The organism is Limnohabitans sp. 2KL-3 (assembly GCF_001269405.1).
In the GTDB taxonomy this organism is placed as follows: domain Bacteria; phylum Pseudomonadota; class Gammaproteobacteria; order Burkholderiales; family Burkholderiaceae_C; genus Limnohabitans_A.
Genome location: NZ_CXON01000016.1, coordinates 74,169 through 96,235, shown reverse-complemented (window position 1 = coordinate 96,235; position 22,067 = coordinate 74,169). Strand labels below are relative to the sequence as shown.

Sequence of the window (22,067 nt, the reverse complement as noted above, 5' to 3'; positions counted from 1 at the left end):
ATCCATGCATGAGGCCAGCCAGGACGCCATCGATCTGTTTGTGGAGTCCCTGTGGCTGGAAGATGGTTTGGCCGCCAATACCTTGGCGGCCTACCGTCAGGACTTGACGCTTTACGCCCATTGGCTCTTCTTGACGCATCGGCTGGCCGTGTTGGCCAGTCAAGAGTCGCACCTGCAGGCTTATTTTGCTGAGCGCTACGTCCAATCCAAAGCAACTTCTGCCAACCGCCGCCTGACGGTTTTCAAGCGGTTTTTTCGTTGGGCTTTGCGCGAGCGCAGGATGCCAGCTGACCCGAGCTTGCGCCTATTGGCTGCCAAACAGGCACTCAAGCTGCCTGGCACTTTGGGCGAATCACAAATTGACGCTTTGATGTCGGCCCCTGATGTGAGCACCGAGTTGGGCTTGCGTGATCGTGCCATGCTGGAGTTGATGTATGCCAGTGGCTTGCGGGTCACCGAACTGGTATCCCTTCAAACCCTGCATGTGAGCCTCAATGAGGGCGTTTTGCGCATCACGGGCAAGGGCAGCAAGGAGCGCGTGGTGCCGTTTGGGGACGAGGCTCGGGTGTGGTTGCAGCGCTATGTGAGCCAGGTGCGCCCGGCTTTGTTGGGGTCGCGCCTCAGTGAAGATTTGTTTGTCACTTCCAGTGGCCCTAAACCCGGCACGGGCATGTCCCGCGTCATGTTCTGGAGCTTGGTCAAGCGCTACGCCATGGAGGCGGGCATCACTTCGCCGCTGTCGCCCCACACTTTGCGCCATGCATTTGCCACCCATTTGCTCAACCACGGGGCCAATTTGCGGGCCGTGCAAATGCTGCTGGGGCATGCCGATATTTCATCCACCACCATCTACACCCATGTGGCCCGTGAACGGCTCAAAGCCCTGCACGCGCAGCACCACCCGCGAGGCTGAAGTCGGTTGCTTCAGACCAAGCGTTGCCGCAGTTCGGTTTTGAGCACCTTGCCGTAATTGTTTTTGGGCAAACTGTCCACCACCACGTAGCGTTTGGGGCGTTTGAAGCGGGCGATCTCTTGCAGGCACAGCGCGTCCAGTGCAGCGGTGTCGGGGGTGTGGCCTGCTTGTGGCACCACAAACGCTACCACCACCTCGCCCCATTCAGGGTCCGGTGCGCCCACCACGGCCACTTCGGCCACACCCGGTGCGTGCAGCAGCACTTCTTCGATTTCGCGCGGGTAGATGTTGGAGCCGCCGCTGATGATCATGTCTTTGCTGCGGTCTTTCAGGGTCAAAAAGCCATCGGCGTCCAGACAGCCCATGTCGCCCGTGAAAAGCCAGCCGTTTTGGATGGCTTTGGTCGTGGCCTCGGGGTTGCGCCAGTAGCCGGCCATCACGCTGTCGCCCTGAATCAGCACTTCGCCAATCTCGCCCAGTGGCAAGTCGCGGCCTTGCTCGTCGGTCACGCGGATGTTCACCGGGGTTTGCGCCACACCAATCGAGGCCAGGCGGTCCAGGTGCCGGGGGTGCTGGGTGTCTTGCAGATGGTGGCGCGACAGGGCCGTGCCCACCATGGGGCTTTCGCCTTGTCCGTAAATCTGCACAAAACGCGGCCCCATGACCCGCAGCGCCCGCTGCATGTCGGCCGCGTACATGGGCGCTCCGCCGTAGACCACGGTCTTGAAGGATTGACCACAAGCTTGTTGCGAAAGCCCAGCAGCCTCAGCATGGTCCACCAGTCGCTTGACGATGGTGGGGGCTGCAAACATCGACAGCGGCCCGACTTGTTGGCCCAAGGCAAACAACTCGGCCGGATCGAACCCACCGGAAGGCGGCACCATGTGCCAGGCCCCGGCCATCAGGTGTGGAATGGCGTAAATGCCCGCGCCGTGCGACATGGGGGCGGCGTAGGCGATGGTGTCTTGCGGGCTGACGGCGTCCACATCGCAGAAATAGCCCAAGCCCATGGTCATCAGGTTGCGGTGCGTGATCATCACGCCTTTGGGCCGGCCGGTGGTGCCGCTGGTGTAGAACAGCCACGCCAAGTCATCGGCCTGGCGCTCGGTGATCGGGGTGTCGATGGGGGATGCGGGCAATTGCCAAAGCGCATGGGCCTCGGCACTGTCGACATCGATCACGCGTTCCAGACCCGAGAGGTTTTCACCGGTGTCGCTGGTGATGTCGGCCGTCACAAAGGCCCAGCGGGCCTGGGCGTTGTCGATGATCCATTGCGCTTCGCGCACATGCAGTTTGGCGTTGATGGGCACCACCGCCAAACCTGCCCACCAGGCGGCAAACACCACCTCGAGGTAGCGCACATGGTTGCGCATGAACAGCGCCACGCGGTCGCCGGGTTGCAAGCCTGCAGCTTGAAGCTGCACCGCCAAGTGCTGGCAGCGCTGCGCCCACTGCCCATGGGTGGCCACACATGAGGTGCCGCTGAAGATGGCCGGGCGCTCGGGGGCCATGCGGGCTTGGCGTTGCAGCAAGTGGGCAAGGTTCAATTCAATGTCTCCAGCAAAAGTGCCGCTATTTTGACCCCGACTGCCGAACGCAGTTTGTCGCTTGGACGTCTTGGTCACTGACACGCCAAGCCCTCATGTCGGAGCAGAAGGAACTGGCCTGCGGGCAGGCGCCCGATTGATCCGGCACGATGATGTTTGCATCCACGATTTTTTGTAGGAGCGACGCCCCCATCGCGAAAAGCCTCGCACACCACGACCCATCGCCCCGAGGGATGGGCCCCCCACAAACTGCAGGCATTCCCCCTGTAGGAGCGACGCCCCCGTCGCGATAACCCCCGCAGACCACCACCCATCGCCCCGAGGGCGGGGCTCCCACAAAATGCAGTGCACTGTCCCTGTAGGAGCGACGCCCTCGTCGCGATAACCCCCGCAGACCACCACCCATCGCCCCGAGGGCGGGGCTCCTACAAAATGCAGGGCACTGTCCCTGTAGGAGCGACGCCCCCGTCGCGAAAAGCCTCGCAGACCAAGACCCATCGCCCCGAGGGCGGGGCTCCTACAAAATGCAGGGCACTGTCCCTGTAGGAGCGACGCCCCCGTCGCGAAAAGCCTCGCAGGACACCACCCATCGCCCCGAGGGCGGGGCTCCGACACCGATTGCAAAGCGGATCGCTGCGCCCTGATACAAGCTTGAAACTTCACAGGGCATGCGCCCAAGGTGCACGTGGTCAGGCGCGGCGCAGCAGCAAACGCACATCCGGGCCGACACGGTCCACCGCGTGGAAGGCCAACTTCACGGAGTCGCTCAGGGCCGTCAGCGCAGGCAAATTGGCCATGCCTTGGCCAGGGCCGAGCAGCTGGGGGGCGATGTAGACGAGGTATTCGTCCACCAGCCCTTCACGGATGAAGGAGCCGTTGAGTTTGTGTCCGGCTTCCACATGCAGCTCATTGATCTCGCGCCGGGCCAGGTCGCGCAGCATGGCAGCCAGATCGACTTTGCCGCCCGGGCCGGGCATGTCGATCAGGGTGACGCCGCGTGCGATCAGTGCTGCGCGTTTGTCCGCATGTTGTGCGTCCTGCGGGGCGGTGGCGGTGTAAATCCAGATTTGGCGGGCTTGCTCGCCTGTGCCTTGGGTGTCCAGCAGTTTGGCGTTCAAAGGCATGTCCAGGCGGCTGTCCACCACCACCAGATGCGGTTGGCGAGGCACATCAAGGCCGCGCACGTTCAGTCGCGGATCGTCTTCGAGCACGGTGCCGATGCCGGTCAGGATGGCGCAGGCACGGGCACGCCAGGCATGGCCGTCGGCGCGGGCCTCGGGTCCGGTGATCCACTGGCTTTGGCCGTTTTGCAAGGCGGTTTGCCCGTCGAGTGAGGTGGCCACCTTCATGCGCACCCAGGGCAGGGCACGCTCCATGCGGCTGAAAAATCCGATGTTCAGCTCACGCGCTTGAATGGCTTCGTCTGAGCTGGGGCCCAGCGTTTCGGTTTGCACCCCCGCAGTTGCCAAACGTGCCATGCCTTGGCCTGCCACTTTCGGGTTGGGGTCGGTCATGGCCGCGATCACGCGCCCAATGCCAGCCGCTGCCAGCGCATCGCAACAGGGTCCGGTGCGGCCTTGGTGAGCGCAGGGCTCCAGCGTGACCCAGGCGGTGGCACCTTGCACGCTGTGGCCGCGCTCGGCCGCGTCGCGCAAGGCCATGATTTCGGCATGCGGGCCGCCTGCACGTTGGGTGTGGCCTTGGCCCAGCAGCGTGCCGTCAGCAGCGGTGATAACGCAGCCCACACGCGGGTTGGGCGAGGTCAGCCACAAAGCCTGACGGGCCAAGTGGAGGGCCGTTTGCAGGGGCGTGAGCAAAGGTGAGAAGGGGGCGTTTGAAGCTGGCACGGTGGTCAAAAAATGGGGTATCGAGGCGCTTTGCCTTAAAAAACAATTATGGCCCGGATACCCAGGAGGGCAGAGCCGAGACACTGCTGTGCCATTCGATGCGGTTTTCTGAAGGTGTGCCCGAAGTGTCGGGGCCTTTGCCGGGCTTGCCGCTGTTTGTCCAGGTCACGCGCACTTGCAAGTCTTGAATGAGCCCATTGCCGCGTGGCGTACTGCTGGTTTGTCGGCTGTATTGCACCCCTTGAACCAGGATGGTTTCATCGGATGCGCATGGATGGGCGCTGCCCCGGATGCTGGCCACCCAGCAGTCCAGGCCTTCTTGGGCCAGCCTTTGAGCTGCCGCGTGTTGACGGCTTTCGCGGCTCAGTTGCAAAGTTTTCAAGGTCAGTTGTGTCGCACCCAGCAGGCCAATGCCCAGCACGGCCGAAGCGATCAAGGCTTCGATCAAGGCCATGCCTTGCTGGGGGTGTTGGGCACCTTTCATGGCGTGCTGGCGGTCCAACTGCCGTTGACCCGTTGAACACGCGAGGCGTCCATGCCGTCCGGCCAGTTCAGGATGTAAGCATTGCGCCCAGCCGGGCGGGCCAGTACTGTGCCTGATCGCCATTCAGGAATGCCTGATTGCACCACCAGTTGGCCTTCAATGGTGCCGCCTTGCCAGCCGCGCATTTTGTCGTCGTTGCAGCCCGAGTCGATCAACACACTGCCGTAGATGACGGTGTTGGCAGAGATGCGCGGGCAGCGCAGGGCGCAAGCTTTGGCAGAAAACACCAGCAGTGCCGGGGTGTTGGCCGTGCCCACGCTTTGCTGCCAGTCGTTGGGGCTGTCGATCCAGTAGATCGAGCGTGGTGGGGTGGTTTGCGCTGTCAAGCCGTTGCGTTCTTGAGCGGTGGACCAAGCTTGCAGTTGCGCGTCGGTGATGGAGCCCAGCACACTTTGCCAAGCAGCGCGGGTGCAGGGGCTGCGCGGCACAGCTTGGCTTGGCCCCGTTTTGCTGCCACCGCCGGGCAAGCTGGTGGTGCTCAAAGCCAGGCAGGCATTTTTCTCTGCCGTTGAAATGCTGCCATTGCGGTTGGTGTCCACCACAAAATGCGTCAACACTGCGGGTCCTTTGGCGGTGCTGACGCAGGCTTCGCCCTTGCTGACCCAAGGGCACACCCGCAGCTTGGCCCCGGAGGCTTCGGTCACGCAACCGTTGAGCACCAGCGTAGCGGGCTCTTGCAAGTCGGGCGCTGGGGCCACCGTAGGGACGAACACACTTTCTTTGACCAGCGCTTGACTGTGTGGTGTGCCCATGCGGGCGCTGGCGTGCAGTGTCAGCACATGGGGCGACTCGACCAAGTCGCGCACGGCGGTGGTGCTCAGCTGGGCCTGCGGTATGGCAGGGTGTTGTTCGGGCGTGAGCCGAATGCACTGCCACTGGGGCCCGGTGACCCCTTCGGGGCAGGGGGTCAAAGCCTGCAAAAGGCTGTCTAACGGGGTGTTTGTGTCCAACAACAAAGCTTGTGCTCCCGCCAAAGCGGCCGTGGCGGCCCATCGGGCTTGGTGGCTTCGGGCGTGGTTGAAAGTGGCCAGCTGGTCCATTTGGGCACTGCGGGCGCTGTAAAAACTGGCCAGGCTGGCCAGCATCACCAAGGTCATGGCCATCAGCAAAGTGATGGCACCCGTCTGCGGGCCGAGGGCAGGGGAGCGCGTCATGGGCAAAACTTCGATTGGACGCTGGCGGGCAAATCGTTTTGCAAGCGCACGGTTTGAGTGAGGCTCATGGTGCGACCGGGGTCCTGTGGCCATGCAGCGCTCAGCGTCATCTGCACCGAGCGGCGCAGCCAACCTTGTGCAGCTGAGCAATGGAGTGTCCACTGCAGTGCGCTGACTTTCAGGCTGCTGGTGTCGGTGATGGCTTGCCAATCCCCCGCATCTTGGCATGAACGTTTGATTTGGATGGTTTGCGACGAGAGCCGAAAACCCATGCATTCGTCTTTCTCGCGCTGCCCGTTGTGGTTGCGGTCATAACTGAAGGCCAGAGTTTCGCCGCTCACGCTGAAATCTTGTGCATCCTTGCAAAAATCGTCCAGACACAGGGTTGGGCTGCGTGTTTCCCAGGCTTTGGCCGAGTACTGCGCTTGGCGCAATTCTTTGGCCATCCAGTCCATGGCCGAACGCAGATCGTGGTGCAGGTGGGTGTCATGCAGTGCCTGGCGGTGACCACGCAATTGACGGGTCAGCATGGTGCTGCCTGCGGCCAGCACCACCATGCCCAGCGCAAGGCCCACCAGCAGCCCGGTCAAGGTCTCACCTTTTTGAAGGCGGTGGCGGTTGGTGCTCATTTTTTCCAGCAACGGTCGGGGTCAGCGCTCCAGTGAGGGCCCGCGCTGAGCAAAGCGTTGGCGGGTGCTTGCCACGTCAACCGCAAGGGCGCGCACTGGACGTCGGCCGATTGGGCCCCCACGGGGGTGGCCTCTAAGGTGAAGCCGTCGGCATCGGCCAAGGTGATGCGCAGTTGGTAATGGGCTTGGCTGGATCGGTCGGTGGTCCAGCCCAAAGTGCTCAGGGCATCGGCATGCTGGTCATGGGCACTGCGCCAGCGGATTTGGTCCATTTGCAATTGCAGCAAAGCGGCTTGACCGTCAATGCGTCGGGTCTGGCGTTGTTGTTGCTGGTAAGCCGGCAGGGCCAAGGCCGCCAGAACGGCCATCAGCGCCAAGCTGATCAGCAGCTCGGTCAGCGTGAATCCCCGATTCCGAAACTGGGCGGTGGTGGTGTCTGGGGGATGGCGACCCAAAAGGTGCATGGCATGACTCCCTTGATTTGGTTTTGATTGTGGTCTTGTGTATTCATTTTGTACAGTTCAAGATGAGGGCCTGCTTGTGGGCACGATGCGCACACATGAACCCAGGAGGATGAGCCATGCATCGCCAAACGCTGCCACCCCGCCCGTGGCCCCATGACCCGCGCTGTGCGCAAACGCTGCGGGGCTTCAGTTTGCTGGAGGCCTTGGTGGTGCTGGCGCTGGTGGGTGTGTTGATGGCCATCGCTGTGCCGACTTTGTCGGACTTGCGGCAACAGCATCGGCTGCAAGCACGGGCCGAGGCCTTTTTGAGCAGCTTGGTCTTGGCTCGCTCGGAAGCGCTGCATCGCCAGCAAAGGGTGACCGTGTGTGCAAGTGCTGCTTCACATGGTCATTCATGTGATCCTGAGGGGCGTTGGCAGCAGGGCTGGCTGGTGTTTGTGGACAGCAACAACAGCGCCCGCAGAGATCCGGGAGAGGTGATCGTCGAGCGACAAGACGCCATGCCCGAGGGTTTTCAATTGACGGTCACCAATACCGTCAAGTCTTATTTTTCTTATGGCGGTGAGGGAAGAAGCGTGAGCCTCAGCGGGGCCTTCATGGCGGGCACCTGGCGCTTTTGTTCGGCTAATTTGCCACACGGTTGGCAAGTGGTCAGCAATGCTATGGGACGCCCCAAGTTGGAAAAAATACCGACCAAGGACTGCGATTGCCGCCTCTTTCAGGGGCCGACATGCCCTTGAGCAAAAATTTTAGCGGACTTCGTCAACCAAGGTTTTGAAGTCGTCAATATCTTCAAAATTGCGGTAGACACTGGCAAAGCGCACATAAGCGACTTTGTCGAGTTTTTGCAATTCACGCATGACCCATTCACCAATGCGGTGTGAAGCCACTTCGCGTGTGCCCAAGTTGAGCAGTTTTTCCTCGATCCGTTCCATGGCCGCATCGAGTTGTTCGATGCTGACGGGCCTTTTGCGCAGAGCCAAGTTGAGGCTGCCGCGCAGTTTTTCTCGCTGGTAATCGATGCGCCGACCGTCTTTTTTGACGATGGCCGGAAAGTTGACTTCGGGCTTTTCGTAGGTGGTGAAGCGCTTTTCACACGCCCCACATTGGCGACGCCGCCGAATGAAATCCCCGTCCTCGGCCAAACGGGTCTCGACCACTTGCGTTTCGAGGTGACCGCAAAACGGGCATTTCATCGTGTGGACCGATCAGCCGTAAACGGGGAAACGGCTGGTCAGCGCATGCACCTTGGCACGCACGGCGGCCAAATTGGCTTCGTCCAGCGGGTTGTCCAGCACATCCGCAATCAGGTGGGCCGTGGCGCGGGCTTCTTCGTCCTTGAAGCCGCGGGTGGTCATGGCAGGGGTGCCGATGCGCACGCCGCTGGTCACGAACGGCTTTTCTGGGTCGTTCGGAATGGCGTTCTTGTTGATGGTCATGTGGGCGTTGCCCAATGCGGCTTCTGCAACTTTGCCGGTGATCCCTTTGGCACGCAGGTCCACCAACATGACATGGCTTTGGGTGCCGCCGCTGACGATGCGCAGGCCGCGAGCGGTCAGTGTCTCGGCAATGATCTGCGCGTTTTTGACCACTTGGGCTTGGTAGGCCTTGAACTCAGGTGCCAGAGCCTCTTTGAAGGCCACCGCTTTGGCTGCGATGACATGCATGAGCGGGCCGCCTTGCAGGCCGGGAAAGATGGCGCTGTTGATGGCTTTTTCGTGCTCGGCCTTCATCAAGATGATGCCGCCACGGGGGCCGCGCAAGCTCTTGTGGGTGGTCGAAGTGACCACGTCGGCGTGGGGCACGGGGTTGGGGTATTGGCCCGCAGCGATCAAGCCCGCATAGTGGGCCATGTCGACCATGAAGATCGCGCCAACTTCTTTGGCAATTTTGGCAAAGCGCTCAAAGTCGATGTGCAGCGAGTAGGCCGAAGCACCGGCAATGATCAGCTTGGGTCGGGTTTCACGGGCTTTGGCTTCCATGGCCTCGTAGTCGATGGCTTCTTGCGCGTTCAGGCCGTAAGACACCACGTTGAACCATTTGCCGGAAATGTTGAGCGGCATGCCGTGGGTCAGGTGACCGCCTTCGGCCAAGCTCATGCCCATGATGGTGTCGCCGGGCTTCAAGAAAGCCAGAAACACGGCTTCGTTGGCCGAGGCACCACAATGCGGCTGCACGTTGGCGGCTTCAGCGCCAAAAATTTGCTTGACGCGGTCAATGGCCAATTGTTCGGCCACATCCACATGCTCGCAACCGCCGTAATAACGCTTGCCCGGATAACCTTCGGCGTATTTGTTGGTCAACTGACTGCCTTGTGCGGCCATCACGGCGGGCGAGGCGTAGTTTTCGCTGGCGATCAGCTCGATGTGGTGTTCTTGGCGGGCGTTTTCGGCCTGGATGGCAGCGAACAGCTCGGGGTCGGTTTGTTCAATCAGAATGTTGCGGTGGTACATGGCAGTCCTTTGGATGGAAGTGACCTTGAATAAAAACGAAGATGGGGTTGTTTTTGACAAGGGCTGCCCAGGCGAACGGCTGAGACCGGCTGGGCATGACAAAAAGCGACAGCCGGTTGCACGCTTCCCAGTGGTTCAGGGTGGAGCATCCACCACAATCCACGTCAGAGCAGTCGCTGGCTTTTTGAGAGCCAGAACGCCGCCCCTATCGCCAGTTGCGCACCCGGCTAGTGTAGCCGAGGGTTTTCAGGCCCTGGTCAAGGCCCGAGATCAAAGCGGAAATTGAGTGGTTTTTGTCCCGCCAGAATGCGATGGCGCAACCCCAGCTGTTTTGAATCCTTGCGTGATTTTGTCCAGCTGTTTTTGTTCGCTCAAGACGCGGTCAATGTAGGTCTCGTCCCTGGCTTGTCCTGAGTCGGCGGCATAAAGCCGCAGCGCATCTTCAACGGTGCTCGATTGTTGAATCAAAAACTGCAAGTGGCGCGTGCCTACGCGCAGGTTTGTCAAAGGATCGAACGCGGCCAATCGGCCCCCAAAAGGCGTCAAGGCCTGACTGTGGGCATTGGGCTCGATCTGCATCAATCCCATGCCACCTTGTGAACCCGAAGCAAAGGGATTAAAGCGTGACTCAATGGCCATCACCGCCAAAATCAAAGTCGGTGCGATTTGGCTGCGCTCACCTACCGACCAGGCCTCTGACACCAGTGCGCCCACGGGTTCGGGCGACACTTTGTACTTGCGGCTGAGCCATTGGGTCACAGCCATTTGGTCTTTGGGCAGACTTTTCACGCTCGTTGCGGTCGAACGTGATGCGCCTTCGAGCAAGATGTCGATGTCCAGCGTCTCAGCTTGGCGCATTTCGAGCCAACTCATCAAGGTTTCACTGGCATAGACCTGCAAACCGGGGCGGGCAAAAAAAGTCAAGGCCACAGCCACCACAGCCATGCCCAGCAGGGCCAGGCTGTGCCGTGTGATTTCTACAAAACCTTCGCGCACGTCGCCGCTCAAGGTGGTGAAGCTTCGCCAGAATTCGGACAGATTCAAATGGGATTTCAAAAAAACTCCTCTCGTGTCAAGCGTGAACATGCCGCAGGCAAACGCTTGGTAGGGGGGCCGAGGCTGCAGACCAGGAGGGGTTTGCAGCGAATCGGCTGATGCTCGGGTTATCCCTAGTGGTGCCGATGTGTGGCAAATTTTAAGAAATTTTAATAACCCGTCAAGTATTTAAATTTTGTTTGATAGATTTTATTGAATATATAGATGGTTTTTTGGCTCTGAAAACCGTCCTGTTTCGCTTGGATTCGCGTTCCGCTTTCTGTCGCGTGCAAATCCCGGCGAAAATACGCGTTTGTGTTGCCGAGTTGGTCCCCAGGGGTCGAGTCTGTCGGCCCGCCGCCGTCTTGGCACCCAACGTGTTTTAAAGTTTTTTACCGTGACCTCATCATTCAAGCCTTTTGACCTTGCCGCCCTCGATCCCATGACGGCCGGTATCTTCAATGCCGCCACATCCGGTGAACGCAGCGCCCGTTTGCGTGAGTGGTTGGCCTCCGAGCCTGCAGAGGCATTGCTCAACGATGTTTACCGTGAACTGGCCAGCCGTGACAAAGGTGTGGCCAAAATCCTCAAGGAAAAACTCGACGAGATCAAACGCGCCCACGGACAGGAGGCTTTGGCCAGTGATTGGGGCCAGAAAGCCGAACACATGCTGATGGCACCGCGTTTGAACATTGCCGATGCCTTGGCATGGCAGCGTGATGCGGCCAAGGCCGGTGCCCCCTTGTCGCGCGAACCTTTGGCCAGCCTGAAATTGCGATTGGCCGAAGTGGTCAAAGGAGTCGAAGACTTGCAGCACCAAGTCATGGTGCAGCGCGAGGCGGCCGTTTTGTTGGCGCAGCGTGTGGAAGTGCTTTCCACCAAACATTTGATTGAAGCCCAAAGCGGTCATGCGGGTTTGCAAGCGGATGTGGTGCAGTGGCAAGCCCAGGCTTTGGCCCTCACCCAAAATGCGGTTTGGCCGAGTGTGGACCTGAAGTACCCCTCTCAACTGGAGGTGGCGGGTAAACAACTTCAAGCGGTCTGGGATGGTTTTTCAGCAGCTCTGGATTTGGCCGGTTTGGCTCAAACCGACCCTGCCGCAGCCTTGCCTTCGGTGCCTGTTTGGGCCGACGAAATTCGACGCTTGCGCGGTGACACGGGCAAAGAGGCAGCCCCCGTTGCAGAACAAGCCAAAACCGAAAAAACAGACAAACCCGCCAAGCCCAAATTGGATCCAGCGCAACGTCAGGCTCTGCGCGAAGCCGCCAGTGCTGCCGTCACGCCCGTGCTCGAAGCGGTTGAAAAAGAAGCCGCTGAGGGTCAAGGAAAAGCGTCTGCTGAAGCTGCAGTGGCTTTGCGTGCGGTGCTCAAAGTTCACGGCAAGCATCTGGACACGGTCTTGGATGAGCGTGTGCACTTGGCCTTGACCGCAGCGGGCGAACTCGAAGGCTGGCAACGCTGGCGAGCCGACCAGATCCGTCAAGACCTGGTGGCTCAGGCTGAAGCTTTGCTTGGTCAAGACAAAACCCCCACCGTGGGGGGGCGCAAAATGCAAGACAAGCTGCGCCAACTGCGTGAAAGCTGGAAGCAAACCGACCAAGGTGGCCTGCCCAACCACGCTTTGTGGAAACGTTTTGACGCGGCTTGCAACGAGGCCTACAAAACAGTGCTGTTGTGGCTGGAGCAAATCAAAAAAGAATCGGCCGACCACCGTGCGCAGCGTGTGGCGCTGATAGAGGAAGTCAAAGCTTTCACTGCCGCGCATGCCGACAGTGAAGACTGGCGTGGCCAATTGCGGGCTTTGCACCAGTTTGCGGACCGTTGGCGCAATGCTGGCCACTTGAGCGAAAAGTCATTTGCTGAAATGCAGTCTCAGTGGAAAGCCCTTTTCAAGGCCGCAGCAGCCCGACTGGAGGCCGCACAAAAGGCCAGCATTGAGCGCCGCCAAGCCTTGATCCAAGAGGCCCGCGAGCTGGGCGCGGCTGCGGCTTTGCGCGTGGATGCGGTGAAGGCTTTGCAAACCCGTTGGCAAACCGAGGCCCAGTCCGTGCCTTTGGACCGCAAAACCGAGCAAAAATTGTGGGAAATTTTCCGAGCTCCCCTGGATGAAGCTTTCCAGCGCAAGGGCTCTGAGCGCCAGCACGTGTCCGCCCCCTTGAATGCACACGACCGCATGGTGATCGACGCCTCTCAAGCTTTGGAAGCGGCCAATGCCAGTGGCGATGCCACCAAAATTCGTGCCGCCATGGCCGCACTCGACGCCGCTTTGCGTGGCCAAGCTGCAGCGGTGTTGGCTGAAAAAACGAGTCCTGCCCCAGAGGTTCGGGCCGAATTGCCCGCATCCGGTGCTGCGTCTGATCAAGATGCCGCTCCTTCTGACGGCGAAGGCTCGGACATGGCCAAGGCGTCTGCTCCATCGGCTGAAGGTCAGGAAGTGTCCGGCGACACGGGTGCACAGAGCGACGCTGCGGCGCCACCTGTGGCCAAAGTGCAAGCGCCCAAACGGGTGGTGGCGGTTCGGGGCGATGACCGTCCTGGACAAAAGAAAACCGAAGCGCCAGCCCCCACAGGCCGCCGCGATGCGCGTCCGGGCGAACGCTCAGGCCGTCCCGGCGAGCGCATGGGCGAGCGTGGCCAGCCTCGCATGGGCGAGCGCGATCGCTCTGGCCGAGGTGACTTTGAGCAACGGCCAGATCGTGGACCCCGTTTGGGTGATGCCGCTTTCCGTGCTCAGCGCGAGGCCTTGGAGCGTGCTGAGATGTCTTTGCGCAAGCTGGCCGCCCAAGCCCATGGTGAGACCCTCACGCGTCTCATGGGGGCTTGGCAAGAGCGTCAAGCCGATGCCTTGCCGAGCACACAGGAGTTGGGCCGTGCCGTCAATGCATCGACCCGCCAGGTCTGGACTCAGGCCCTGAGTTCACCGGCCAAAGAGAGTGCCTCAACGGCCTTGCTTCGCCTTGAAATGGCTGCTGAAGTGCCCACGCCTGCCGAACAGTTGTCCGCGCGTCGTGCCCTGCAATTGCAATTGCTCACACAGCGCAATCAACCCGGTCCTGCAGAGACTTGGGCCCAGGATGTGGCTCAGGTGTTGTCAGGTCCGCACGACGAGGTGTCGGCACGTCGTTTGCAAAACGCCTTGAAAGGGTTGCTCCGCTCGTGATTGGACACTGATGTGCTGATGACCAGGCCCTCTTCCAAAGGGTTGGTTATCGCATCAGTGGCCGGGTGGCTTGCTCTTTGGGTGCAAGGTCAACCCTTTCAGTTTGGCCATTTGCCCAGAGTCTCATTGCCTGTGCCCTGAGCGGGGTGTGGTCGAGTGACCAGTCGCTCAGCACTTGGCGCAGGGTGTGGGGCGTTTCCAACAAGGAATGGTCAGCAGCTTGGTGGGTATGGCCATGAATCAGGTGGCGGCTGTCGGCGGCTTTTAACCAAGCCAGGCTGGTCGCGGTGTCTGCATCGGCATAGACCGCATCGCTGCGTTTTTGCGATTCGCTGTGCATGCGCATGGCACGGGCCAAGCGCAGACGCTCGTGCAACGGTTGAGCCAAAAAGGCATGCTGCCAATCGTCGCTGCGAACTTGCAGGCGAAAGCGTTGATACTCCAAATCGGCCACACACAAGGCGTCGCCATGGCTGAGCAACAGGCGCAAATCGCCCCATTCCAACACAGTGGGGTCGCTCAGGGCCTGCACCCCACAGCTGGACAAAAAGTTTTGCCCAAGCAAAAAGTCCCGGTTTCCAGGCATGAAGCCCACGGTGATGCGCTCAGTGGTTTGGCGCAAAGTGTCCGCACAGGCCTGCAAAAATGGGTCACTGTCCACCGCGTCATCACCCACCCAGACTTCAAACAGGTCGCCCAAAATCAGGACCGCCTGCGCTGAGGTCGTGTGCATGAAATGTCGCCAAGCTTCGAAGGTGGCCGTCTCGGCAGACTGCAGGTGCAGGTCCGAGATCAGGTCCACGCATTGCCAAGTTGCCGGAGCCCTCAAGTGCCCGAGCTTGAGGGCGTCGGGTGCTGACCCGTTGGGCATGGCGTTGTCAATCAGAGGGCGACGGCCTTTTCGATCACTACGTCTTCTTTAGGCACATCGCCGTGACCGCCCTTGTTGCCGGTTTTCACGCCCTTGATCTGGTCCACCACCTCGGTGCCGCTGACGACTTTGCCAAACACGGCATAGCCCCAACCTTGCATGGAAGGGGCCGTGTGGTTCAGAAAACCGTTGTCCGCCACGTTGATGAAAAACTGTGACGAGGCCGAGTGAGGGGCCGAGGTGCGGGCCATGGCCACGGTGTACTCGTTGTTTTTGAGGCCGTTGTTGGCTTCGTTTTCGATGGTGGCATCGGTGGGCTTTTGGTTCATGCCAGGTTCAAAACCTCCGCCTTGAATCATGAAGCCCGGAATCACACGGTGAAAAATGGTGTTGTTGTAGTGGCCCTTGTTCACATAGGACAGGAAGTTGGCGGTGGATTTAGGGGCTTTTTCCGCATCGAGTTCGAGGGTGATGACGCCGTAGCCAGTGATGTGCAGTTCGACTTGGGGGTTGCTCATGGTGTTACTTCAACAAAGTGATGGATTGAATGAGGACCGGTGTCCGGGGGACATCGGCGGGAAAAGGACCGCCCGCACCGGTGGGGGTGGTCCTGATTTTTTGGACCACGTCCATGCCGGACGTGACTTTGCCAAAAACGGTGTAACCATACAGTTGGGGTGCACCCAGCAGCTGGGCGCGGGCCACGTTTTCGTAAACGCGGCCTTGGTATTGGAATTTGGCCACGGGATCGCCATCGGGGATGGGCGTGGGGTCCAAAAATGCGTTGTCCACCACATTGATGAAAAACTGAGCGGTGGCCGATTGCGGGTCGTTGGTGCGTGCCATGGCCAGCGTGCCGGTGGTGTTTTTCAGGCCTGCGGCCAGAGATTGGCGTCCTTCGTGTGGCACCGGGGCGCGGGTTTTCTTTTCTTTGTATTGCGCGTCATAACCGCCCCCTTGCACCATAAAACCTGCAATCACGCGGTGAAAAATCGTGCCGTCGTAGTGCTTGTCGTTCACATATTGCAAAAAGTTGGCCACGGTTTTGGGGGCCTTGTCGGCATAGAGTTCAGCGTCTATATCACCCATGCTGGTGCTGATGCGGACTTTGGTGGTGTTGCCTGTGCTGCCAACGGTTTGTGCTGGGGCTGTCACGGGGAAAAACGAGGCCAAAACAAAGGCCAATGCGGCCCATGTGGTCAGTCTGCGTTGGTGCAGCTGGGGGGCGAGTGCGGTCTGGGTCATGTGGTTGCCAAGGTCCAGGGTGTCGTTCAGGGTGTTTTCAGGGTTTGCTCGGTGGCCAGTTTTTTGCCTTGCAACCTGGCCGCAGGCGCACCCGATTTCAGGGCTTGTGCATAGGCTTGGGCGGCCAGTGCCAAATGGGTATCCCCCAAGTTTTCCAGTGCCAAAGCATAGTCGGGGCGTGCCTTGATGGCTGCTTGCAAGGACTCAAGCGCTTCTTCATGACGGTTGTCTTGGGCCAGGAGCACGGCCAGGTTGTTGTGGGGTTCGGCCAACTCAGGAAAAGATTGCGTTAACGCCTTGAGGGTCTGGATTGCCGCCTGGGTTTGTCCCAAACCTGCCTGAATATGGCTTTGCAGCAAGCGCATTTGCGGGTCTGTAGGAGCAGTTTGGAGCCGAAGATTGGCCAGTGCCTGGGCTTTTTGCCATTGTCCACTGCGCACCAGGGCGTCAACATCGGTGTAAATGTCGGCGCGCAGATGCGTGCTGAATGCCAGCAGGGCACCCATCCAAGTCAGTGTGAGCAAATGTCGCATGCAAGCCAAAAGAAAGGGTGTGTAGGTGTCGGGTCCGATGGCTGCAAAGTGCTGCAGGGGGCCGCAGGTCGGGGATATACTGAAGGGTCATTGTAACGGAGCGCTGGGTCAGCCCCATGCCCGAGACTTCTTCGCCGCACAGCTTCACTGCGGCCTTTTAGAACGCTTTTTCCGGTCCAATGCGCCTGTGCCAAGGTGGTTTGATCCGGTGTTCTCATTTCCGATAATTTTTGTGGTTTGACATGAGTCTGCGCATTTTCAACACGCTGAGCCGTGCTGTTTCCGATTTCACGCCTGCCGAGCCCGGCCATGTGCGAATGTACGTTTGTGGCATGACGGTTTATGACCTTTGCCACTTGGGGCACGCCCGTTCCATGATCGCTTTTGACGTGGTGCAGCGCTGGCTCAAGGCCAGTGGTTACCAAGTCACTTATGTGCGCAATGTGACCGATATCGATGACAAGATCATCAAGCGTGCCTTGGAAAACGGTGAAACCATCCGCCACCTGACCGACCGCATGATCGACGCTTTGCACCAAGACGCGGACGCCCTGGGCATTGAGCGCCCCCAACACGAGCCCCGGGCCACCGACTTTGTGCCCCAAATGCTCAGCATGATCGGCACGCTGGAGCAAAAAGGCCTGGCTTACCGGGCGGGCAATGGCGACGTGAATTATTCGGTGCGCAAGTTTGCCGGTTACGGCAAGTTGTCCGGCAAGTCGCTGGACGAGCTGAATGCTGGCGAGCGTGTGGCCGTAGAGACCGACAAGAACGACCCGCTGGACTTTGTGCTCTGGAAGAGCGCCAAACCCACCGAGCCCGACGACGTGAAATGGGCCAGTCCCTTTGGCACGGGCCGACCCGGTTGGCACATCGAGTGCTCGGCCATGGCTTGCGAGCTGCTGGGGCAGACCTTTGACATCCACGGCGGCGGTGCCGATTTGCAGTTTCCGCACCACGAAAACGAGATCGCCCAAAGCGAGGGTGCCAACGGCCAGCTCTTGGCCCGCTTTTGGATGCACAACGGCTTCATCAATGTGGACAACGAAAAGATGTCCAAGAGCTTGGGCAACTTTTTCACCATCCGTGACGTGCTCAAAGAATTCGATGCCGAGACGGTGCGTTTTTTCATTGTGCGCAGCCACTACCGCAGCTCGCTCAATTACAGCGATGTGCACCTCAATGACGCCAAAGGCGCTTTGAAGCGCTTGTACACCGCCTTGCAAGCTGTGCCGCCCGCAACAGTGTCCATCGACTGGGCTGACCCTTTGGCTGCTCGATTCAAGGCCGCCATGGACGAAGATTTTGGGACGCCCGAGGCGGTGGCCGTGCTGTTTGAGTTGGCAGGCGAAGTCAACCGCAGCGGCTCGGCCGAGCGTTCGGGCTTGCTCAAAGCCTTGGGCGGCTTGCTGGGCTTGCTGCAAACCGACGCCACGGCTTACCTGCAATCCGGTGCGGGTTTGGATGAAGCGGCCATTCAAGCGCAGATTCAGGCACGAGCCGACGCCAAAAAGGCCAAAAATTTTGCCGAAGCTGACCGCATTCGCAACGATTTGCTGGCCCAAGGCATTGTGCTCAAAGACTCTGCTGCGGGAACGACTTGGGAGTCGGCGCAGTGACTGTTTTGAGCAGCAAAGATTTGACACCCGTGACGCCCGCCTATTGGGCCGAGGCCTGCGCGCACCTGGCCGATAAAGACCGGGTCATGAAAAAACTGATTCCCCAGTTTGGCGATGCCATTTTGGAAACCCGGGGCGATGCCTTCGTCACTTTGGCCCGGTCCATCGTGGGCCAACAAATTTCTGTCAAGGCGGCTCAATCGGTGTGGGACCGTTTTTCGGCCTTGCCCAAGCGCATGACCCCTGCCGCCGTGCTCAAGCTCAAAGTCGATGACATGCGTGCCGCCGGTTTGTCGGCCCGCAAGGTGGAGTATTTGGTGGACTTGGCGGTGCATTTCAGCTCCGGCACCGTGCACGTCAAAGCGTGGAACGAGATGGACGACGAGGCCATCATTGACGAGTTGGTGGCCATTCGAGGCATTGGCCGCTGGACCGCCGAGATGTTTCTCATTTTCTACCTCATGCGCCCCAATGTGTTGCCACTCGATGATGTGGGTTTGATCAACGGCATCAGCCGCAATTATTTTTCAGGTGAGCCGGTCAGCCGCAGCGACGCGCGCGAGGTCGCGCAGGCCTGGAGTCCTTACGCCACCGTGGCGACTTGGTATATTTGGCGCTCGCTGGACCCTGTTCCCGTGGCGTATTGAGGGGTTGGACGTGGCGTCCACCCGGTTATGAACAAGGAGTAAAACTTGGCCAAAAAAACATTTCTCGACTTTGAGCAGCCGGTTGCCGAACTCGAAGCCAAGATCGAAGAGCTGCGCTATGTGCAAAGCGAGTCGGCGGTGGACATCACCCTCGAAATCGATCAACTGAGCAAAAAAAGTCATCAGCTGACCAAGGACATTTACAGTGATTTGTCGCCTTGGCAAATCACCAAAATCGCTCGCCACCCGGAGCGCCCCTATACGCTCGATTACATCCAAGGCATCTTCACCGACTTTGTCGAGATGCATGGTGACCGGCACTTTGCCGATGATTTGTCCATTGTGGGTGGTTTGGCCCGCTTCAATGGCCAAGCCTGCATGGTGCTGGGCCAGCAAAAAGGACGAGACACCAAAGAGCGAACTTTGCGCAACTTTGGCATGAGCAAGCCCGAGGGCTACCGCAAAGCCTTGCGCCTCATGAAGACGGCCGAAAAATTCAAGCTTCCAGTGTTTACTTTTGTTGACACACCCGGCGCGTACCCTGGCATTGACGCCGAAGAGCGTGGTCAGTCCGAAGCCATTGGCCGCAACATTTTCGAGATGGCCCAACTCGAAGTGCCCATCATCACCACCATCATTGGCGAAGGTGGCTCTGGCGGTGCATTGGCCATTTCTGTGGCCGACCAAGTCTTGATGCTCCAGTACTCGGTCTACTCGGTCATCAGCCCTGAGGGTTGCGCCTCCATTTTGTGGAAAACCAGCGAGAAAGCCGAAGTGGCCGCCGAAGCCTTGGGCATCACGGCGCACCGCTTGAAAGCTTTGAGTCTGGTCGACAAAATCGTCAATGAGCCTGTGGGTGGGGCGCATCGCGACACCGCTCAAATGGTGTCTTTCCTCAAGCGTGCTTTGGGGGATGCATGGCGTCAAGTGGCCGACCTCAAACCCAAGGAACTGCTGGAGCGTCGCTACGAGCGACTGAACAGCTACGGCCGATTTACCGATACCAAAGCAGCCAAGTGAGTGCGCTGGGGGTTGACGAGTCGCTTGCATGAACCCCAATCTTGAGCAGGCCCTGGCTGATTTCAGCCCGGGCCTTCCTTTTGCCGTGGCCTTGAGCGGTGGGGCCGATTCGACCGCGCTGCTGTTGGCCTGTGAACGACGTTGGCCAGGACAGGTGAGGGCGGTGCACATTCACCATGGCTTGCAAGAGGCTGCCGATGGTTTTGAGACACACTGCCGAGCACTTTGCGAGACATTGGCCTTGCCCTTGGCGGTGCGCCGGGTTCAGGCTGCTCATGCCCCCGGTCAAAGCCCAGAAGATGCAGCCCGCCAGGCCCGCTACCTGGCGCTGGCCGAGGCGGTACAAACCGAATGGCCCGAGGTGCGTGATGTGGCTTTGGCCCAGCACGCGGACGACCAAATTGAAACCCTGCTCATTGCTTTGTCTCGCGGCGCAGGTTTGCCGGGGTTGGCCAGCATGCCGGCGCACTGGCAGCGACAGGGCTTGAACTGGCACCGCCCTTGGTTGGCTGTGCCGGGTGCGGCCCTGCGTGTTTGGCTGCAAAGCCAAGGGCAAACTTGGGTTGAAGACCCCAGCAACACGGACGAGCACTTGACCCGTAACCGCATTCGTGCCCAAGTACTGCCCGCTTTGTCCAAAGCGTTGCCTGCTTTTCGCGCCACATTTGCCCGCAGCGCCACCCACGCAGCACAGGCCCAAGAGGTCTTGAACGAGGTGGCTGCGCAAGATTTGACTCAGGTGGGCGTGCCACCACGCATCCAGGCTTTGCAGCAACTCAGCCGTGCCCGCCAAGCCTTGGTGCTGCGACACTGGTTGAGGCAACACCACGCCACCACGCCCAGCACTGCGCAGCTGCACGAGTTGCTCGACCAAGTGGCGGCCTGTACCACCCGTGGGCATCGCTTGCACCTGAAAGTGGGGCAAGGCTTTGTGCTGCGTCAAGCCAGCCAGCTGTCTTGGACGAGGGCCTGAACCCTGCTGGGCTTGATGGCCAGCAGGCCTGCATGAGCAGGTCAAGAAGGTGTCAGGCCGATGGGTACAATCTAGGGTTTGTCCGATGCTCGCAGCAGTGAAAACAGACACCTGTTGCCCAGTTTTTTTATCAATTAAACACTCAAGATGGCTTTGATCGTTCACAAATACGGCGGCACCTCGATGGGCTCCACCGAGCGCATTCGCAATGTCGCCAAGCGCGTGGCCAAGTGGGCCCGCGCTGGCCACCAGATCGTGGTGGTCCCCAGCGCCATGAGCGGCGAAACCAACCGCCTGCTCGGCTTGGCCAAGGAGCTCGCCCCCGCCAAACCGGGCAACGACTACAGCCGCGAACTCGACATGCTGGCCTCGACCGGCGAGCAAGCTTCGTCGGCCCTGCTGGCCATTGCCTTGCAGTCCGAAGGCCAGCCTTCGGTCAGCTATGCAGGCTGGCAAGTGCCCATCAAGACCAACAGCGCTTTCACCAAAGCCCGCATCGAATCGATTGATGATGTGCGAGTTCGCGGTGATTTGAACGCGGGCAAGGTTGTGATCATCACCGGCTTCCAAGGCGTGGACGACCAGGGCAACATCACCACGCTGGGCCGTGGCGGCTCCGACACCTCAGCCGTGGCTGTGGCTGCTGCACTCAAAGCCGACGAATGCCTGATCTACACCGATGTGGACGGCGTCTACACCACCGACCCCCGCGTCGTGCCTGAAGCCCGTCGCCTGCACACCGTGAGCTTTGAAGAAATGCTCGAAATGGCATCGCTCGGCTCCAAAGTCCTGCAAATCCGTTCGGTGGAGTTCGCAGGCAAATACAAAGTGCCCATGCGCGTGCTGTCGAGCTTCACGCCCTGGGACATCGACATCAACGAAGAAGCCGCATCCGGCACCCTGATCACTTTTGAGGAAGACGAACAAATGGAACAAGCCGTCGTTTCCGGCATCGCATTCAACCGCGACGAAGCCAAAATTTCCGTGTTGGGCGTGCCCGACAAGCCCGGCATTGCCTACCAAATCCTGGGCGCTGTGGCCGACGCCAACATCGAAGTGGATGTGATCATTCAGAACCTGAGCAAAGACGGCAAGACCGACTTCAGCTTCACGGTGCACCGCAACGATTACGCCAAGACCATTGATTTGCTCAAGGAAAAAGTGCTGCCTTCATTGGGTGCAGCCGAAGTGTTGGGCGACGCCAAGATTTGCAAAGTGTCCATCGTTGGCATCGGCATGCGCAGCCATGTGGGCGTGGCCAGCAAGATGTTCCGCAGCTTGAGTGAAGAAGGCATCAACATCCAGATGATTTCAACCTCCGAAATCAAGACTTCGGTCGTGATCGATGAAAAATACATGGAATTAGCAGTGCGTGCCTTGCACAAAGCCTTCGATCTGGACCAAGCCTGAGCT

At 59.6% G+C, this 22,067-nt stretch carries 21 protein-coding genes and 1 riboswitch; of the genes, 8 read left to right on the top strand and 13 right to left on the bottom strand.

Going from position 1 to position 22,067, the window contains the following annotated elements; translation table 11 throughout:
* Positions 1-4 precede the first annotated feature (4 nt).
* A complete protein-coding gene (gene xerD / locus AMM41_RS16865; protein WP_089961779.1) occupies positions 5-913 on the top strand; it encodes a site-specific tyrosine recombinase XerD in 909 nt (302 codons plus the stop codon).
* An 11-nt stretch (positions 914-924) separates the two neighbouring features.
* Here the strand turns inward: xerD and AMM41_RS16860 are convergent, their stop codons facing one another.
* The 6 genes from AMM41_RS16860 to AMM41_RS16835 form a co-directional block, all read right to left on the bottom strand.
* Positions 925-2,460 carry a class I adenylate-forming enzyme family protein gene (locus AMM41_RS16860; protein ID WP_089961775.1) on the bottom strand — a complete coding sequence of 512 codons (1,536 nt, stop codon included), beginning with the start codon at positions 2,458-2,460 and terminating at the stop codon, positions 925-927.
* Between the two features lie 689 nt (positions 2,461-3,149).
* Entirely contained in the window at positions 3,150-4,307 is a 1,158-nt protein-coding gene (gene ribD / locus AMM41_RS16855; protein ID WP_228769328.1) for a bifunctional diaminohydroxyphosphoribosylaminopyrimidine deaminase/5-amino-6-(5-phosphoribosylamino)uracil reductase RibD, read from the bottom strand.
* Positions 4,308-4,353: 46 nt separating this feature from the next.
* Positions 4,354-4,791, bottom strand: coding sequence for a type IV pilus modification PilV family protein (locus tag AMM41_RS16850; RefSeq protein ID WP_089961771.1), 438 nt, complete (start codon positions 4,789-4,791; stop codon positions 4,354-4,356).
* Positions 4,788-6,005 (bottom strand): hypothetical protein, encoded by a 1,218-nt coding sequence (locus AMM41_RS16845; RefSeq protein WP_089961769.1) that lies wholly within the window; start codon positions 6,003-6,005, stop codon positions 4,788-4,790. Before AMM41_RS16845 ends, AMM41_RS16850 begins: the two co-directional genes overlap by 4 nt.
* Positions 6,002-6,634 carry a hypothetical protein gene (locus AMM41_RS16840; protein WP_089961764.1) on the bottom strand — a complete coding sequence of 211 codons (633 nt, stop codon included), beginning with the start codon at positions 6,632-6,634 and terminating at the stop codon, positions 6,002-6,004. Before AMM41_RS16840 ends, AMM41_RS16845 begins: the two co-directional genes overlap by 4 nt.
* Positions 6,631-7,098 carry a type IV pilin protein gene (locus tag AMM41_RS16835; RefSeq protein ID WP_089961761.1) on the bottom strand — a complete coding sequence of 156 codons (468 nt, stop codon included), beginning with the start codon at positions 7,096-7,098 and terminating at the stop codon, positions 6,631-6,633. The genes AMM41_RS16840 and AMM41_RS16835 overlap by 4 nt, the downstream gene beginning before the upstream one ends.
* 116 nt (positions 7,099-7,214) lie before the next feature.
* On the opposite strand from AMM41_RS16835, the gene AMM41_RS16830 reads away from it, so the two are divergent.
* Positions 7,215-7,838 carry a GspH/FimT family pseudopilin gene (locus AMM41_RS16830; protein WP_089961759.1) on the top strand — a complete coding sequence of 208 codons (624 nt, stop codon included), beginning with the start codon at positions 7,215-7,217 and terminating at the stop codon, positions 7,836-7,838.
* A 9-nt stretch (positions 7,839-7,847) separates the two neighbouring features.
* Here AMM41_RS16830 and nrdR read toward each other — a convergent pair whose 3' ends face one another.
* The 3 genes from nrdR to AMM41_RS16815 form a co-directional block, all read right to left on the bottom strand.
* The gene (nrdR, locus tag AMM41_RS16825) at positions 7,848-8,294 is read right to left on the bottom strand and encodes a transcriptional regulator NrdR (protein WP_089961755.1); all 447 of its coding nucleotides are present in this window, start codon (positions 8,292-8,294) and stop codon (positions 7,848-7,850) included.
* A 12-nt stretch (positions 8,295-8,306) separates the two neighbouring features.
* Positions 8,307-9,551: a serine hydroxymethyltransferase gene (gene glyA / locus AMM41_RS16820; RefSeq protein ID WP_089961752.1), complete on the bottom strand. Its 1,245-nt coding sequence runs from the start codon at positions 9,549-9,551 to the stop codon at positions 8,307-8,309.
* Positions 9,552-9,609: 58 nt separating this feature from the next.
* Positions 9,610-9,780: riboswitch (ZMP/ZTP riboswitch) on the bottom strand.
* A gap of 41 nt (positions 9,781-9,821) precedes the next feature.
* Positions 9,822-10,607, bottom strand: coding sequence for a lytic transglycosylase domain-containing protein (locus AMM41_RS16815; protein WP_194944835.1), 786 nt, complete (start codon positions 10,605-10,607; stop codon positions 9,822-9,824).
* A 421-nt stretch (positions 10,608-11,028) separates the two neighbouring features.
* Here AMM41_RS16815 and AMM41_RS16810 point away from each other — a divergent pair, with 421 nt between their 5' ends.
* Positions 11,029-13,746: a DUF349 domain-containing protein gene (locus tag AMM41_RS16810; protein ID WP_089961742.1), complete on the top strand. Its 2,718-nt coding sequence runs from the start codon at positions 11,029-11,031 to the stop codon at positions 13,744-13,746.
* Between the two features lie 46 nt (positions 13,747-13,792).
* Here AMM41_RS16810 and AMM41_RS16805 read toward each other — a convergent pair whose 3' ends face one another.
* From AMM41_RS16805 to AMM41_RS16790, 4 genes are read right to left on the bottom strand one after another with little or no spacing between them, the layout of a single operon-like run.
* A complete protein-coding gene (locus AMM41_RS16805) occupies positions 13,793-14,617 on the bottom strand; it encodes a UDP-2,3-diacylglucosamine diphosphatase (protein WP_089961738.1) in 825 nt (274 codons plus the stop codon).
* Positions 14,618-14,628: 11 nt separating this feature from the next.
* Positions 14,629-15,135, bottom strand: a complete 507-nt coding sequence (locus AMM41_RS16800; protein ID WP_089961733.1) for a peptidylprolyl isomerase — start codon at positions 15,133-15,135, stop codon at positions 14,629-14,631.
* 4 nt (positions 15,136-15,139) lie between these two features.
* Positions 15,140-15,862, bottom strand: coding sequence for a peptidylprolyl isomerase (locus AMM41_RS16795; protein ID WP_089961729.1), 723 nt, complete (start codon positions 15,860-15,862; stop codon positions 15,140-15,142).
* Positions 15,863-15,888: 26 nt separating this feature from the next.
* On the bottom strand, positions 15,889-16,395 hold the full coding sequence (locus tag AMM41_RS16790; protein WP_089961725.1) for a tetratricopeptide repeat protein: 507 nt from the start codon (positions 16,393-16,395) through the stop codon (positions 15,889-15,891).
* 242 nt (positions 16,396-16,637) lie between these two features.
* Between AMM41_RS16790 and cysS the strand changes: the two genes are divergently transcribed.
* From cysS to AMM41_RS16765, 5 genes are all read left to right on the top strand, one after another.
* Positions 16,638-18,014: a cysteine--tRNA ligase gene (cysS, locus tag AMM41_RS16785; RefSeq protein ID WP_089961853.1), complete on the top strand. Its 1,377-nt coding sequence runs from the start codon at positions 16,638-16,640 to the stop codon at positions 18,012-18,014.
* Positions 18,011-18,661, top strand: coding sequence for a DNA-3-methyladenine glycosylase family protein (locus tag AMM41_RS16780; protein ID WP_089961719.1), 651 nt, complete (start codon positions 18,011-18,013; stop codon positions 18,659-18,661). Before cysS ends, AMM41_RS16780 begins: the two co-directional genes overlap by 4 nt.
* Before the next feature lie 45 nt (positions 18,662-18,706).
* Positions 18,707-19,681, top strand: coding sequence for an acetyl-CoA carboxylase carboxyltransferase subunit alpha (locus tag AMM41_RS16775; protein WP_089961716.1), 975 nt, complete (start codon positions 18,707-18,709; stop codon positions 19,679-19,681).
* 28 nt (positions 19,682-19,709) lie between these two features.
* Complete coding sequence (gene tilS / locus AMM41_RS16770; RefSeq protein WP_089961713.1) at positions 19,710-20,654, top strand: tRNA lysidine(34) synthetase TilS; 945 nt, start codon at positions 19,710-19,712, stop codon at positions 20,652-20,654.
* A gap of 147 nt (positions 20,655-20,801) precedes the next feature.
* Positions 20,802-22,064: an aspartate kinase gene (locus AMM41_RS16765; protein ID WP_089961709.1), complete on the top strand. Its 1,263-nt coding sequence runs from the start codon at positions 20,802-20,804 to the stop codon at positions 22,062-22,064.
* Positions 22,065-22,067 lie beyond the last annotated feature (3 nt).

Coding starts and splice junctions, on each gene's coding strand:
- xerD (WP_089961779.1), top strand. CDS start 5: ATGCATGAGGCCAGCCAGGACGCCATCGATCTGTTTGTGGAGTCCCTG.
- AMM41_RS16850 (WP_089961771.1), bottom strand. CDS start 4,791: ATGAAAGGTGCCCAACACCCCCAGCAAGGCATGGCCTTGATCGAAGCC.
- AMM41_RS16845 (WP_089961769.1), bottom strand. CDS start 6,005: ATGACGCGCTCCCCTGCCCTCGGCCCGCAGACGGGTGCCATCACTTTG.
- AMM41_RS16840 (WP_089961764.1), bottom strand. CDS start 6,634: ATGAGCACCAACCGCCACCGCCTTCAAAAAGGTGAGACCTTGACCGGG.
- AMM41_RS16835 (WP_089961761.1), bottom strand. CDS start 7,098: ATGCACCTTTTGGGTCGCCATCCCCCAGACACCACCACCGCCCAGTTT.
- AMM41_RS16830 (WP_089961759.1), top strand. CDS start 7,215: ATGCATCGCCAAACGCTGCCACCCCGCCCGTGGCCCCATGACCCGCGC.
- nrdR (WP_089961755.1), bottom strand. CDS start 8,294: ATGAAATGCCCGTTTTGCGGTCACCTCGAAACGCAAGTGGTCGAGACC.
- glyA (WP_089961752.1), bottom strand. CDS start 9,551: ATGTACCACCGCAACATTCTGATTGAACAAACCGACCCCGAGCTGTTC.
- AMM41_RS16810 (WP_089961742.1), top strand. CDS start 11,029: ATGACGGCCGGTATCTTCAATGCCGCCACATCCGGTGAACGCAGCGCC.
- AMM41_RS16805 (WP_089961738.1), bottom strand. CDS start 14,617: ATGCCCAACGGGTCAGCACCCGACGCCCTCAAGCTCGGGCACTTGAGG.
- AMM41_RS16800 (WP_089961733.1), bottom strand. CDS start 15,135: ATGAGCAACCCCCAAGTCGAACTGCACATCACTGGCTACGGCGTCATC.
- AMM41_RS16795 (WP_089961729.1), bottom strand. CDS start 15,862: ATGACCCAGACCGCACTCGCCCCCCAGCTGCACCAACGCAGACTGACC.
- AMM41_RS16790 (WP_089961725.1), bottom strand. CDS start 16,395: ATGCGACATTTGCTCACACTGACTTGGATGGGTGCCCTGCTGGCATTC.
- cysS (WP_089961853.1), top strand. CDS start 16,638: ATGAGTCTGCGCATTTTCAACACGCTGAGCCGTGCTGTTTCCGATTTC.
- tilS (WP_089961713.1), top strand. CDS start 19,710: ATGAACCCCAATCTTGAGCAGGCCCTGGCTGATTTCAGCCCGGGCCTT.
- AMM41_RS16765 (WP_089961709.1), top strand. CDS start 20,802: ATGGCTTTGATCGTTCACAAATACGGCGGCACCTCGATGGGCTCCACC.